Origin of the sequence: Enterococcus sp. DIV0712, from assembly GCF_050554855.1 — a bacterium.
GTDB classification, from domain to species: Bacteria; Bacillota; Bacilli; order Lactobacillales; family Enterococcaceae; genus Enterococcus; species Enterococcus faecalis.
In genome coordinates this window covers 2,567,768-2,580,913 of record NZ_CP187333.1, presented here as the reverse complement: position 1 = coordinate 2,580,913, position 13,146 = coordinate 2,567,768, and the positions used below count along the sequence as shown (strand labels likewise).

The 13,146-nt window shown below is 40.1% G+C and carries 11 protein-coding genes; 8 read left to right on the top strand and 3 right to left on the bottom strand.

The window, feature by feature from the left end:
• Positions 1 to 291: 291 nt before the first annotated feature.
• Entirely contained in the window at positions 292 to 435 is a 144-nt protein-coding gene (pepG1, locus tag IGL42_RS12335; protein ID WP_002392696.1) for a type I toxin-antitoxin system toxin PepG1, read from the top strand.
• A 369-nt stretch (positions 436 to 804) separates the two neighbouring features.
• Here pepG1 and pgmB read toward each other — a convergent pair whose 3' ends face one another.
• Together pgmB and IGL42_RS12325 are read right to left on the bottom strand one after the other, a co-directional pair.
• Positions 805 to 1,455: a beta-phosphoglucomutase gene (gene pgmB, locus IGL42_RS12330; protein WP_185776381.1), complete on the bottom strand. Its 651-nt coding sequence runs from the start codon at positions 1,453 to 1,455 to the stop codon at positions 805 to 807.
• A 14-nt stretch (positions 1,456 to 1,469) separates the two neighbouring features.
• Positions 1,470 to 4,214, bottom strand: coding sequence for a glycoside hydrolase family 65 protein (locus IGL42_RS12325; protein ID WP_185776380.1), 2,745 nt, complete (start codon positions 4,212 to 4,214; stop codon positions 1,470 to 1,472).
• A 261-nt stretch (positions 4,215 to 4,475) separates the two neighbouring features.
• On the opposite strand from IGL42_RS12325, the gene treR reads away from it, so the two are divergent.
• Together treR and IGL42_RS12315 are read left to right on the top strand one after the other, a co-directional pair.
• The gene (treR, locus tag IGL42_RS12320) at positions 4,476 to 5,189 is read left to right on the top strand and encodes a trehalose operon repressor (RefSeq protein ID WP_002367455.1); all 714 of its coding nucleotides are present in this window, start codon (positions 4,476 to 4,478) and stop codon (positions 5,187 to 5,189) included.
• A gap of 395 nt (positions 5,190 to 5,584) precedes the next feature.
• Positions 5,585 to 6,265 carry a WxL domain-containing protein gene (locus tag IGL42_RS12315; protein ID WP_010710873.1) on the top strand — a complete coding sequence of 227 codons (681 nt, stop codon included), beginning with the start codon at positions 5,585 to 5,587 and terminating at the stop codon, positions 6,263 to 6,265.
• A gap of 40 nt (positions 6,266 to 6,305) precedes the next feature.
• On the opposite strand, the gene mscL is transcribed toward IGL42_RS12315, so the two are convergent.
• Positions 6,306 to 6,755 carry a large conductance mechanosensitive channel protein MscL gene (gene mscL / locus IGL42_RS12310; protein WP_002359018.1) on the bottom strand — a complete coding sequence of 150 codons (450 nt, stop codon included), beginning with the start codon at positions 6,753 to 6,755 and terminating at the stop codon, positions 6,306 to 6,308.
• 208 nt (positions 6,756 to 6,963) lie between these two features.
• Here mscL and yfmF point away from each other — a divergent pair, with 208 nt between their 5' ends.
• From yfmF to IGL42_RS12285, 5 genes are all read left to right on the top strand, one after another.
• The gene (gene yfmF, locus IGL42_RS12305) at positions 6,964 to 8,232 is read left to right on the top strand and encodes an EF-P 5-aminopentanol modification-associated protein YfmF (RefSeq protein ID WP_002354884.1); all 1,269 of its coding nucleotides are present in this window, start codon (positions 6,964 to 6,966) and stop codon (positions 8,230 to 8,232) included.
• Complete coding sequence (yfmH, locus tag IGL42_RS12300) at positions 8,225 to 9,529, top strand: EF-P 5-aminopentanol modification-associated protein YfmH (protein ID WP_002354885.1); 1,305 nt, start codon at positions 8,225 to 8,227, stop codon at positions 9,527 to 9,529. Before yfmF ends, yfmH begins: the two co-directional genes overlap by 8 nt.
• 167 nt (positions 9,530 to 9,696) lie before the next feature.
• On the top strand, positions 9,697 to 10,563 hold the full coding sequence (locus IGL42_RS12295) for a RodZ domain-containing protein (RefSeq protein WP_002360992.1): 867 nt from the start codon (positions 9,697 to 9,699) through the stop codon (positions 10,561 to 10,563).
• A 124-nt stretch (positions 10,564 to 10,687) separates the two neighbouring features.
• Complete coding sequence (pgsA, locus tag IGL42_RS12290; RefSeq protein WP_002365382.1) at positions 10,688 to 11,266, top strand: CDP-diacylglycerol--glycerol-3-phosphate 3-phosphatidyltransferase; 579 nt, start codon at positions 10,688 to 10,690, stop codon at positions 11,264 to 11,266.
• A gap of 545 nt (positions 11,267 to 11,811) precedes the next feature.
• Entirely contained in the window at positions 11,812 to 12,528 is a 717-nt protein-coding gene (locus tag IGL42_RS12285) for a PBECR4 domain-containing protein (protein ID WP_002378980.1), read from the top strand.
• Positions 12,529 to 13,146: the final 618 nt, after the last annotated feature.

Sequence of the window (13,146 nt, the reverse complement as noted above, 5' to 3'; positions counted from 1 at the left end):
CTACTTTGACCAGTACGGTTATTTTTAAATAATACAATCGGTCACCGTCTTAAACGGCTCTACATCAGAGAGGTATGTTGAAGCATATCTCTCTTTTCATTTTCATTATAGCACAATTCCCTAAAAAAATATATTTGAAACTAATTATTTTTTAGTTTCACATGGTATAATCTAAGTGTAGAGAAGTTAAGGCGGAGGCAAGCGCAAAGGAACATGCGCTTTGCGACGAGCATCGCAACAAAGTGAGAAGCGTATGAGCAGAGACTTTCCTCTTTCGGTGAGGTGGTGCGTATGAGCGTACTTCCAAAATTTACAGAAAGGAGAGGCCTGTTGTCAGCATATGAAACAATTCAGACGATCCTAGGGTTTGGTATGTTTACCATTGCTTTGATTGCGCTGATTGTGAAATTGCTTAAAAATGACAATAAAAAATAACCGTTTACTTTGATCGAGTACGGTTATTTTTTGTAACAAAATCGGTCACCGTCTTAAACGGCTCTACATCAGAGAGGTATGTTGACGCATATCTCTCTTTTCGTTTTCATTATAGCACATTTTCCCGAAAAGTACGAATAAATTTAGCGTTAATCCGTGAAATTATAAAAGCTGTTAAAAATGACAATAAAAAATAACCGTCAACTTTGATCAAGTACGGTTATTTTTAATTAATCCAAAAGGTCACCGTCTCAAACGGCTCTACATCAGAGAGGTATGTTGACGCATCTCTCTCTTTTCATCTACATTCTAGCATAGATACAATGTAGATGAAAAGAGGTGCCTGCTGCTAAAGGTTCTTGTCCTTCTTTAGCGATTGAGCAGTGCATCAACGCTTAGTTCAGTCATTTCAGAGACTTGCATGTCGGCTCCGATTAAGGGTTGGCTGGCCGACAAGCCGACGGCATAGATGCCCGCGGCTTTCAAGCCGTCAATGCCTGATTGTGCATCCTCAAAGCCAATGGCGTTTTGCGGTAGCACGCCAATACTGTCAGCGGCGGCTAAAAAGATTTCAGGATCAGGTTTGCCTTTGCTTAACGAGTCGGGATCGACAATTGTGGCGAAGTACGCGCGCACGCCTAATTTTTCCAAAATCAGGGGCGCGTTTTTTGAAGCCGAAGCCACGGCACAGGGAATGTGACGTGCTTGGGCTTGCTGTAGCAATGGCACGACACCAGGTAAAACATCTTCTGTCGTTAAATGTTCTAATAATTGAACGTAGTGGTCATTTTTTTGCTGAGCTAAGGCTTCTTTTTCTGCTGGAGTAAACGCATTTTCACGGTGGCCCTGGGCTAAAATGCGGTCCAAGGAATCCATCCGACTAATGCCTTTTAATGTTTCGTTGAAGGTTTCGTCAATGGGAATACCTAGCGAATCGGCCAATGCTTTCCAAGCTTGATAATGAAATTTGGCGGTGTCTGTAATGACACCATCCAAATCAAAAATAAATCCAATCGTCATTGTGGTTCGCTCCTTTATTGATAATGTACTTCTTTTGGTCGTTCGGCGGTTAACGGAATCAACGCGCCCTGAACCAATAATTGTGTGTCTTTATCTGCTGTAATCGTGACACTGGTTTGTGTTAATGAAAATTGATACGTCACGCCTTGATGAATAAACTGGAAGGCCAGCGCTTGCCAATGTTCAGGTAAGTTTGGACAAATTGATAACTCGTTCTGGCGCGTGTCAACGCCTGCATACGTCGCTAAAGTAACGTGGATCGTCGCAGCCATGACCCCTGTATGAATCCCTTCAGCGGTCGTGCCACCTTGAATGTCACGATAATCGGAATACAACGCTTCTTGATAAAGTTGCCAAGATAGCTCATGGAATTGCGCCATTTCTGCCAATTGGGCATGAACAATTCGTGACAAAGTCGAACCATGAGACGTCCGTTTTAGATAATATAAAAGATTTTTTTCCAAATAATCCGCAGGCAATTGATACCCTAAATCTTCTAAAATTTGATCCACCCGAGTTTTGTCTAAGTTGTAGAACAACATTAACGTGTCGGCTTGTTTCGCCACTTTGTAATCATCGGGAGATTCTCCTTCGGCTTTTAAAATTCGATCCATGCGGTAAATATTGCCGTATTTCTCTTTCATCGCCGCCCAGTCAATCTCTTTTAAGCCGAAATACCCTTCATATTGCGCAATAATACCGTCAGAATTAACTTCAATTTCCAGTGAATTTTGAATTTGCTGCATGCGGGCTAGATCAGCCGAAGAGGTCTGCGTTTTGGCAAAAAGTTGTGCCTGTTCTTCCTCAGAGAAAAGTGCCAAAATGTTGGTTAATTCTTCGAATAGCCAAACCACCATCAAATTCGTATAGGCGTTGTTTTTCAAGCCGCTTTCCGCTTGGTCTGGATAGCCCTCGTGAAACTCATCAGGTCCCATCACTTTATCAATAAAGAACCGTCCTGTTGCGTCATCTAACGTCGCAGCGCTGTTCCAAAATTGAGCGATTTCTAACAACATTTCGCCGCCATATTGTTTCATAAATTCATGATCCTGTGTACTATGCCAATACAACCAAGCATTGTAAGCAATCGCCAAGGAAACATGCCGTTGCAAAATACTATGATCCTCGCCCCAATGTCCATTCAACGGATTTAAGTGAAGTTTTTGCGTGGTTTCACGCCCATCACGTCCTGATTGCCACGGATACATTGCGCCACGATACTGGCTGGCCGCCGCATTTTCCTTCGCCTTCTCTAATCGGTGGTAGCGATACAGCAACAATTGTTTCGCTGTGTCAGGATAATGTTGAATATAAAAAGGTAAAATAAAAATTTCATCCCAGAAAATATGTCCACGATACGCTTCACCATGCAAGCCTCGGGCGGTAATCGAGACGTCCAATGCTTGGGCTTGGTTACTAAAAGGCGAAGCCGAAGCCAGCAAGTGATAACTGTGAATCCGTAAAAGTTTTTGAGACATCAAATCGCCTGTCACGGTAATGTTGGCTTGTTGCCAAAGGGTTTGCCAAGCGCGGGCGCTTTCCTGAGCGGCGGCCGCAAAAGAGTCCTTCGGCGTAAACGGTACTTGCCAACTTTGTTCGGCGTGGCTGGCTTGCACAAAGACTTGTTTTTCTAGCGTATAGCGCGTTCCTTGGTGCGCCATCACGGTCACCACTTGGGCGATTTTTTCCGCTTCTTCTTGAATCATAATGGCTTCTTTTTCAAAAAAATCACCGGTTATCAAGGCCGTTTCTCGGACGCTTAAGTTAGATTGATTGGTACAAACCTCAATCACGGTTTTGTTTTCCTGCGCGCTTAATGCTGTCACCTGAAAATGTTTCGCCGTTAAGTTACGATACCGCGCCACGTTATAGTTGTAGACACTGCCATCAGTGACGGTTTTCAAAGTAATTGGGGCTGAAAAGTTTAACGGCTCAAACGTATATTGCAGATGATAGTCATTCGGCTGTGCCATATTGGCGATTTTTTTCGTCGTTAATTTAATTTGCTGATTGTCCGCATCTTTCAAAATCATTTCTGCGACAAACAATCCCGTTTTCAAGTTCAATTGACGGTGTAATTGTTGTAGCGTGTCTGGGGAAATCGTTAACCAGTCAGTGGCATCGCCAATTTTTAAAGCGATGTGTTGGTTGTCAGGAGCATTGACGAAATCTTCATTTTCCACTACTTGACCCGCAACTTCCGAAGCCGCTGTATTATAAAGTCCCGCAATGTAGGTTGCTGGATAATGATCATCAGAAATCGTCATCTCAGGTGTCGTGCCGCGCAAGCCTAAAAAGCCATTGCCGACAGTTAACAGGGACTCCACCGCATATTCATTTTTCCCAGGCACGTAGCCATAATAATCTAAATGCCAAGCCAGATACTGCCGTTTTTCTTCAAATGCTGCCAGCAGATTCGGTGCCGCCGCTTGTTCGGCTGCCGTTAAAAGTGGCGTGTTCAACTGTTCCGCGAATGCTTGAATCACCGCTTGCGGAACCAGCGCCAACGTTTCCTCTGGCGAAAAGAAGTCCTCTGGGAAATCAGCCACAATCCCCCCCTGAATCGGCGCAGCCTCTGCCACAATCAATTGGCACAGTTCAGGAACCGTTTCTTCGATAGTCAAAGCTTCAAAAGGGAACGTTTTTTGATGAAGCGGTTCCAATTTATGGTTAAAAAAAGTCGTCGTTAGTTGGTTCGTTGCGAATGTTAATTCTAAAATGGTCATGTTTGGCGCCTCCTTGTGAACTTGTATAGACATGTTTCGTTTGACTACAGTATAGTATGAACGAATCAGAATTACAAGGATTTTCCCTAGATTCTTGGGAAAACTTTTCCAGAAGGGGGCAGCAATCGACTGCGCTGGGTCCGAAAAAAAGGCGGTCAAGTAGTGGTTTGGCTGGGGGAGTTTGTGGCGTAAGCAAGGCAGAAAGTGCGGGGGATTTTTCTGACCAGCTCTAGGTTTTTCGGAGGGAATATGCTATGCTTTTAGAAAAGAAATTGTTGGTAGAGGAGGATCGGCATGAACAAGTTTCATGACATATTTTTAGAATTAGAACAACAAATTGTCCAAGGCGACTATCAGCCAGGCGATTTATTACCTAGTGAAAATCAATTAGTGGAAACCTACAATGTTTCCCGTGAAACAATTCGGAAAGCCTTGAATTTACTGATTAACGCTGGCTACATTCAGAAAAAACAAGGCAAAGGCTCGATTGTGCTCAACTTTAAAAAGTTTAATTTTCCTATTTCAGGGGTGACCAGTTACAAGGAGTTACAACAAACGCAACATATTGAAAGTCATACGCATGTGGTTTCCTTAGAAGAAATTCCTGTGGAGCGCAACTTGGCTCAGTTGACTGGTTGGAGGGAAGGGGCCCCTGTGTGGCGCTTAGTTCGGCAACGGGAGATTGAAGGGGAAGTCGATATTTTAGACATTGATTACTTGATTAAAGAGATTGTCCCAGAACTGCCGAAGCACCGTGCCGAAGATTCGATTTTCGATTATCTGGAAAACGACCTTGGCTTGGCGATTAGTTATGCCCAGAAAGAAATTACCGTGGAACCGCTCACAGAGATGGACAAGCAGCTGATTGGTGAAGTGGAAGGCAATCATGTCGTCGTGGTCCGTAGTATCATGAACTTGGAAGACACCCGTTGTTTTGGCTATACGGAATCTCGTCACCGCTTAAACAAATTTAAGTTTGTGGAATTCGCCCGTCGCCGTAAATTGTAAGTCTTAGTGACGAACAAATATAAAAACGGCTGTCATTAAATAAAAAATTACGGTTTTTTCGCTGCATCTGCGAATAAATGTATAAGATTTTAGGAGAAAACGTCACAAAGTTAGAGTTTAACCTCTACTTTGTGACGTTTTCTCGTTGTTTATTAAAGCATTTTTTCGGAAAAACCATTAAATAACAGCCGAAAATATCAATCAGTGTTGAAAAAAAGCCTTTAAACTAAGGGGAAACGTTGCTTTTAAAGGAAATGTTGTTTTTTGATAAGAACTGTTCAATATTTAAAATTACAGACAAGGAGGAATCTTGTATAATAAAGCCATAGCTTCAGCAGCGACAAAGAAACAACTAGGGCGCACTGGGAATTCAAGATGTTAAAGGAGATGTACATATGAAAAAGAAAATAATGGCAAGTTTATTGGTTGGTAGTGCCGTAGTTGGCGCAAGTTTGGCACCACTTTCGGCACAGGCGGTGACGACAGGGAATACGCCTGTATCTGTGTGGTTTGATGGGGGAGTGTTGCCAGAAGGGAACTACGCTGGTGCAATAGATCCAGATCCTAACACGTTAAACAGTGATTTTGATTTGCTTTATATCCCCAGAAGTATTTCATTTGCTAGAACGGCTATCTCTGCTGATTTATCTTCTATTAAGTCATCATCTTATGCTAATTATGCGGTTGGGGATTTAAGAGGAACGAAGGAAGGCTGGCATATTACCGCAACGATTCTTGAAATGGCAAATGGGGAAGATAAATTAACAGGTGCCGTTTCTTTTAACCAAACAGGTTATGTAGCATATTATGATGAGGTAGATAATAGATTTAAAGTAGAATCTGTAGGTAGTTTCAATAGTAGTCCAGTTGCCCCTGAGTTTTTAGATACCAGTAGTATTATAATTGGTGGTGGTGCTGCATTAGTCGGAAATGCAGTGAGTGGAAAAGGGCAAGGAATGTGGAATTCTTACATGACTAACTCAACGTTAAATATCACAACCCCTTATCAACAAATCAAAGCTGGGAACTACACAGGCAATATCACTTGGAACCTCGTCGCAGGACCATCAATCTAAGTCCAAACAAAAAAGTCATCCCCTCAGGATGACTTTTTGCTTATTTCTCTGTGACGGTGCTGTCTGTTTTGACAGTTTCAGCAGGCGGTGTTTGCGCCGCTAGCAAGTCGCGAATTTCTTTTAAGTAATCTTCGCTCGTTGGTACCACTTCTTCTTCTGCCGCTTCTTCTTTTTTGCCGCGGTTTTTCATTTTGTTGGCCGCTTTGACAATCAAGAAGAGGACGAAGGCCGTAATTAAAAATGTAATAAGTGCACTAATCACGCTACCAATATTGAATTCAACGCCTTCGACTTTATAAACAAGGGCACCCAATGCATCGTCGGCACTCTTTTTCCCAGTCGTCAAGACAAAAATCAGACTAATTAACGGGGTAATCAAGCCTTCCACCACTTGTGTCACAATCGCTGTAAACGCACTACCAATGACAACACCAACGGCTAGGTCTAAGACACTCCCGCGCATGATAAACTCTTTAAATTCTTTAATCATTCTTTTTTCCCTCCTCACTTTAAAAACAGTATACCGAATCTTCTTGAAAATTTGAACTGAAAAACTCTTATCATTCAGAAAGCACCTGAAGCTGTGTTATAATGGAGCTATTGGAAAAAACATTAAAAAATGCTTTAGAATTTACGCGATACATATATTTCACAGCATTCTTTAGGTAAGATGAAGCAAATGAAGGAGCGATGCGGCAATGTCTGTTCAATTAGTTAAAGGCGTGAATTTACACGTCATTCCTACAGAAAAATATAAAACGGTGCGTCTTTTAGTCCGCTTTAATACACGATTAAATCATGAAACCATTACAAAAAGAACGCTGTTGTCCAGTTTGATGGAAACCAACAGCTTGAATTACCCGAATCAAGTCAAGTTAAGTGAGCGTTTGGCGGAACTTTACGGCGCCAGCTTTGGGATTGGCGTTTCCAAAAAAGGCAATCAACATTGGTTTAATATTTCTATGAACATTGTCAATGATCATTATTTACAGGATAGTCAGGTTCTCGCCGAAGCGGTGGACTTTTTGAAGGAAATTATTTTTGCCCCCAATATTCAAGCAGGTCAATTTGAGGCGGAAACCTTCCAACGGGAGAAAGAGAATTTGAAAGCGTACTTGGAAAGTATTGTGGAGGATAAGCAAACCTATGCTTCTTTGGCGCTTCAAAGTGTCTATTTCAATCAATCGGAGGATCAAAAAATCCCTAGTTTCGGGACCGTTGCGGCGTTAGCTGAGGAAACTGCGGCGTCATTAGCGGCATATTATCAAAAAATGCTGGCGGAAGATCAAGTGGATATTTTTGTTTTAGGTGATGTCAATGAGGCGGAGCTAGTGCCGTTATTCAAGCAATTACCGTTTACGCCTCGTGAAGAAGGCAAAGCCGCGATTTTCTACAATCAACCAATTCGCAATGTGATTGAAGAGCGGACCGAGCGTGAGGTGTTAGCCCAATCAAAATTAAACTTGGCTTACAACACGGATATTTATTATGGCGATAGCTATTATTTTGCGTTGCAAGTGTTTAATGGGATTTTTGGCGGTTTCCCGCATTCTAAATTATTTATGAATGTCCGTGAGAAAGAGCATTTAGCGTATTATGCTTCTAGTAGTATCGACACTTTCCGTGGCTTCATGACGGTTCAAACAGGAATCGATGGCAAAAATCGGAATCAGGTCTTGCGTTTGATTTCGACAGAATTGGAAAATATTCGCTTAGGTAAGATTAGCGAATTAGAAATTGAACAAACGAAAGCAATGTTAAAAAATCAGTATATCTTAGCGTTAGATAATGCAGGCGCGTGGTTGGAAAAAGAATACTTGAACGAATTAATGCCGCAGACGATGCTGACGGCGGAGGAATGGATTGCGCGGATTAATGCCGTGACCATTTCAGAAATCCAAGAAGTGGCCAAACGCTTGGAACTTCAAGCGATCTTCTTTTTGGAAGGAGAAACAGAAAATGATTAAAAAAGACTATGCACAAATTAAAGAAACATTGTATACAGAAACACTGGCGAATGGTTTAAAAGTTTACCTATTGCCGAAAAATGATTTCCAAAAAACGTATGGTTTGTTTACGACCGATTATGGTTCCATCGACAATACGTTCGTGCCAATTGGTCAAGAGGAAATGATTGAAGTGCCTGACGGAATCGCCCACTTTTTAGAACATAAAATGTTTGAAAAAGAAGATGGCGATGTCTTCCAAAAATTTGGGCAACAAGGGGCTTCAGCGAATGCCTTTACCAGTTTTACGAAAACGAGTTATTTGTTTTCAACGACGGATCAAGTGACACAAAATCTAGAAACGTTGCTTGATTTTGTGCAATCGCCGTATTTTACGAAGGAAACGGTCGAAAAAGAAAAAGGCATCATTGGACAAGAAATTCAAATGTATTTAGATGATCCTAACTGGCGCTTGTTCTTTGGCATTTTAGGCAACCTTTATCCGAAACATCCATTGCATATTGATATTGCCGGTACAGTGGCAAGTATTGCGGAGATTACCGCAGAAGATTTGTATACATGCTACAATACGTTTTATCATCCAAGTAATATGACCTTATTCGTAGTAGGGAAAATGGACCCTGAAGCGTTAATGGCCTTCATTCGTGAAAACCAAGCGGCGAAAGAGTTTCCTGCCGCCCAACCTATTCGTCGGCATTTTCCTGAAGAAACAGCTGCTGACATTGTCAAAGAGAGCGCCATTGAAATGGCAGTCACACGGGCAAAAGTGCTTGTTGGTTTGAAAGGCTTAGATGAAGTGCCAACAACGGGTCGTGACTTAATGAAATATCAAGTCACCGTGAACTTGTTGTTACAATTATTGTTTGGTAATACCTCTCAAAACTATTTGGCTCTTTATGATGAAGGCTTGTTAGATGATAGTTTTAGTTATGACTTTAATTTAGATCGCAGTTTCCATTTTGCGGATATTGGCGGCGATAGTGAGCAACCAGAAGTTTTAGCAGAACGAATTGAAGCTATTTTATTATCTGCCACAACAAGTCCAGAATTAACGGAAGAAAATTTGTCCTTATTGAAGAAAAAAATGATTGGTAAATATTTCCAATCCTTAAACTCTTTAGAGTATATCGCCAACCAATTTTCACAATCATTGTTTGGGGAAACCACGCTGTTTGATAAGATTGAAGTCATTGAAAGCATTCAATTAGCCGACGTCCGCCAAGTAGCAGAGACCTTGATTCGTGAAGAAGGATTGAGCCGTTTCTACATGTATCCTAAAGGAGAAACCGAGCAATAAACCAACTGTTTAAGAAAAAGAAAAATCTTTGAAATCTTTCAATTTTGTTATCCTCAGTTGGCTTCTTTTGTGGTATTCTTAAAGGACGGGAATGTTTTCCTTGGCAATTGAAAAAGACTGATGAGACAATCGATAAATTAACAAAATAGACTGGAGAAGATGGACGAGTGGCCAGCGTAAATATTGGAGAAACACTAAAAGAAGCAAGATTGCAGAAGAACATCTCAATTGATGAACTGCAACAAATGACAAAAATTCAAAAAAGATATTTAGAAATTATTGAACAAAACGATTTTGAGTCCTTACCAGGCACCTTTTATGTGCGGGCGTTTATCCGCCAATATGCAAGTGCGGTCGGCTTAGATGGCAATCAATTGGTAGATATCTATGATGGCAAAGAACCAGCAATTGTCGAAGAACCCAAGCCAGTGTATGAAGAGCTTGAAGGGTCACGTAAGCAATTGCATGACGAAGAAAAGCAATCCAGTTGGTTACTGCGGAACTTACCGGCCATTGCCTTTTCGTTAATTGGTTTAGCCATTGCGGTCGTAGTGCTGTATATTATGTGGCAAGATCAAAAAGCCGAACCGATTATTCAAACACCGGCAACTAGTGCCAGTGTGGAAAAACCCAAAGAATCAAGTCAAGCCCCAGAAAGTAGCACACAAAGTAGTACACCGCCGTCTTCTTCAAGCGAACCAGAGAAGAAAACAGCTGTGGCTGTGGTGAGCGATGCTAACAATCAAGTGACTGCAACGGTTAAAGATGCGAATAGTCCAATCAACATTACCTTTAAAGGGACTGAAGGCTCTTGCTGGATTGGCGTGATGGTCGATGGCAACTACACCTACCAACACACCCTGCAAGCAGGAGAAACAGAAACAACAGCTTTACCTGCGAATGCCGCCAATGCAACACTGATTTTAGGCGCCTCAAATAACGTCGCCATTCAAGTCGATGGCGCCGATTTAACACTGGAAAAAACGCCAGTTTTAATTCGTAAGGATGTTACATTAGGGATTACGTATCGTTAGAAATGGTGTAAGAAGAATCTGGATAAACGGTCAAACGGCAATTATTCCAGATTCTTTTCTTTTTTTCGTGACACTGCCAGCAAGATAACGTAAAATAGAACAGGAGAAGGAAGGGGCAATTGAAGTGAATTTACCAAATAAATTAACAGTTTTAAGAATATTTATGATTCCGATTTTTATTATTATTGTGTCGGTGCCGATGGACTGGGGAACGATTAGTTTTGGCGACACAACGTTAGCCGTTACCCAATTAGTGGGCGCGATTATTTTTGCAGTTGCTAGTTTTACAGACTGGTTGGATGGCAAAATTGCCCGTGCACAAGGCTTGGTGACGAACTTCGGAAAATTTGCGGACCCATTAGCGGACAAAATGCTAGTGATGACCGCCTTTATCGTCTTAGTTGGTCAAGGCAAAGTACCTGCTTGGATTGTAGCAATTATTGTTTGTCGTGAATTGGCAGTAACTGGTTTACGGTTGTTATTAGTCGAACATGGCGAAGTAATGGCAGCAGCTTGGCCAGGAAAAGTAAAAACAGCTACCCAAATGGTTGCAATTATTTTACTATTCATTAACAACATTCCATTTTCAGCACTCCACCTACCACTAGATCAAATCATGCTATATGCCTGCTTGATTTTCACCATTTACTCTGGTGTTGATTATTTTGCTAAGAATAAAGATGTTTTTAAAGGTTCGATGTAACCATATAAAAAAATTGCTTGATAAAAGCATAAATGAAAAAAGGTTCAAAGGTAAAATTGGTGAATCTTTTTTCTGTTCAGTGGGAATAGATATCTTGTTTGAATTTAGAGAACAATTGTTTGCTTTTATTTGACAAGAGGCTATGATTTAGCTATAATGTGGATGAAAGAAGTCAGAAATTCTTATGGCTCATATAGAATTTCTGGAGGTAAAACTCACCTGAAAGGGTACCAGATTATCTGGAGTGATGATAGAGCCAATCATCGAAAACTTACTTTCAGTGTCACGGTGCATGACACTCCAATGATACTTCTCAATTCATAGCTGACTGTTTCAAGTCGTTATGAACAAAGGATCTAGAGGCTGATACATTTAGTAGCCAGAGGGTTGATAAACTATCAGCATATTTATTTAAAGTACGAAGGCTTAGAAGGAGCCTAGGCGAAAGCTGAAAATAATGCACCCTCTTATGAGATATTTCAACAAACGTGCTTTTTGCACGTTTGTTTTTTTTTATCAAAATGAAAACGTAGAGGAGGGATGGAATGGGTGAAGCTAAAGTAACTAAAACTTTCCGATTAACAGAATTAGTGGCAAGTGATTTAAGTTGTAAAGATTTATTTGATGAACTTATTGCCGTTTTAGAAATTTTAGATGTAGAAGTTGTTAATAAAAAAATAGTTTATTTCTATAAAAGAAACGTGAAAAGTAAACAAGAAAAATTAGAAGTTTGTTTTACTAGAGAGAGTATTCTGCACTTAATTGGGATAAGTTATTATGATATTAATGAAAGAGAAACCTCTAAGTCAAGAATGAAAAGTAAGTATGCTATTGAATTTTATAGAGACTTTAAAAGAAATAAATTGAACTTTTCAAAATGTTGGGTAGAAAGTACAAGAAAAGTAAAAGATAAGCTTCAGGTATTGAAATACATTAAAAGCATAAAGACAGATGTGGTCAGAATAGGCGCTGACGGACAATTAAGAACAATTCCTATGACGAACACAATCAGTACGCCTAAGATTGGTTTAGGGATTGGCTTATATCATGATCATCCAGAATTCTCAATTCCTCGTTCTTGTTTAAATCTTGCTCAGGATAAAGAAGCGAAACAACATACCTCGTTTCGTAACGCCTGTCGGTGTACAAAAATTTGGATATATGAAAGAACAGAACAGGGTACTTGGAAATTAGAAGATAGGCAAGAATTTTTTAAAAAAATACAGGCAGAAAAAAGTAAGAAAAAAAGAAGAAAAAAGTAGGACTACGTCATTAACTTAGTTTGTAATTTGCTATATATCGTCAGCTAATGATGTCGTAGAATGAAAAAAGGGGTTCTCTTATACTAATTTTTGTAAAGAATTAAATTTATTTTCTATTACAAGTCCAGTATAGAACTTATTACTTACATAACAGTACTTTTAGAAAAAATCAGAAACAAAATTAAAGAGAGTAGCCCCTTTGAATTTAAAATTTAATAACGATACGTTAAGAAGTACTATCACTTTTTAATTGGACGAACATCACAATCTGAAATGATAAGAGTTGCGAAATTTGGGGGATTTCGTTTTAATGATTTGCATAAGAAGCATTAAAACATAAGCTTGGTTTCATTTCTAAAAAGCATACAAAAATTTGGAAAGTAACAATTTTTCTATAAATAAACTGCCAAGTAAATGTTTAGACAGGATATGTTGCTCAACTTTTACGTTTTAAAACACCAAACAACGTTCTGTTTCTTTGAACGATCATGTGAGAAAATGGGAAACGTGATTTACCTAAACCTTGAATAGTTAAGCAAGTTGAGTGGAGATGAAACGAAAGAAATTATGAATTATGAACATTTTTTTACTTATAAAGATATCATTATTAGTTTACTA

Coding starts and splice junctions, on each gene's coding strand:
- pepG1 (WP_002392696.1), top strand. CDS start 292: ATGAGCGTACTTCCAAAATTTACAGAAAGGAGAGGCCTGTTGTCAGCA.
- pgmB (WP_185776381.1), bottom strand. CDS start 1,455: ATGACGATTGGATTTATTTTTGATTTGGATGGTGTCATTACAGACACC.
- IGL42_RS12325 (WP_185776380.1), bottom strand. CDS start 4,214: ATGTCTATACAAGTTCACAAGGAGGCGCCAAACATGACCATTTTAGAA.
- treR (WP_002367455.1), top strand. CDS start 4,476: ATGAACAAGTTTCATGACATATTTTTAGAATTAGAACAACAAATTGTC.
- IGL42_RS12315 (WP_010710873.1), top strand. CDS start 5,585: ATGAAAAAGAAAATAATGGCAAGTTTATTGGTTGGTAGTGCCGTAGTT.
- mscL (WP_002359018.1), bottom strand. CDS start 6,755: ATGATTAAAGAATTTAAAGAGTTTATCATGCGCGGGAGTGTCTTAGAC.
- yfmF (WP_002354884.1), top strand. CDS start 6,964: ATGTCTGTTCAATTAGTTAAAGGCGTGAATTTACACGTCATTCCTACA.
- yfmH (WP_002354885.1), top strand. CDS start 8,225: ATGATTAAAAAAGACTATGCACAAATTAAAGAAACATTGTATACAGAA.
- IGL42_RS12285 (WP_002378980.1), top strand. CDS start 11,812: ATGGGTGAAGCTAAAGTAACTAAAACTTTCCGATTAACAGAATTAGTG.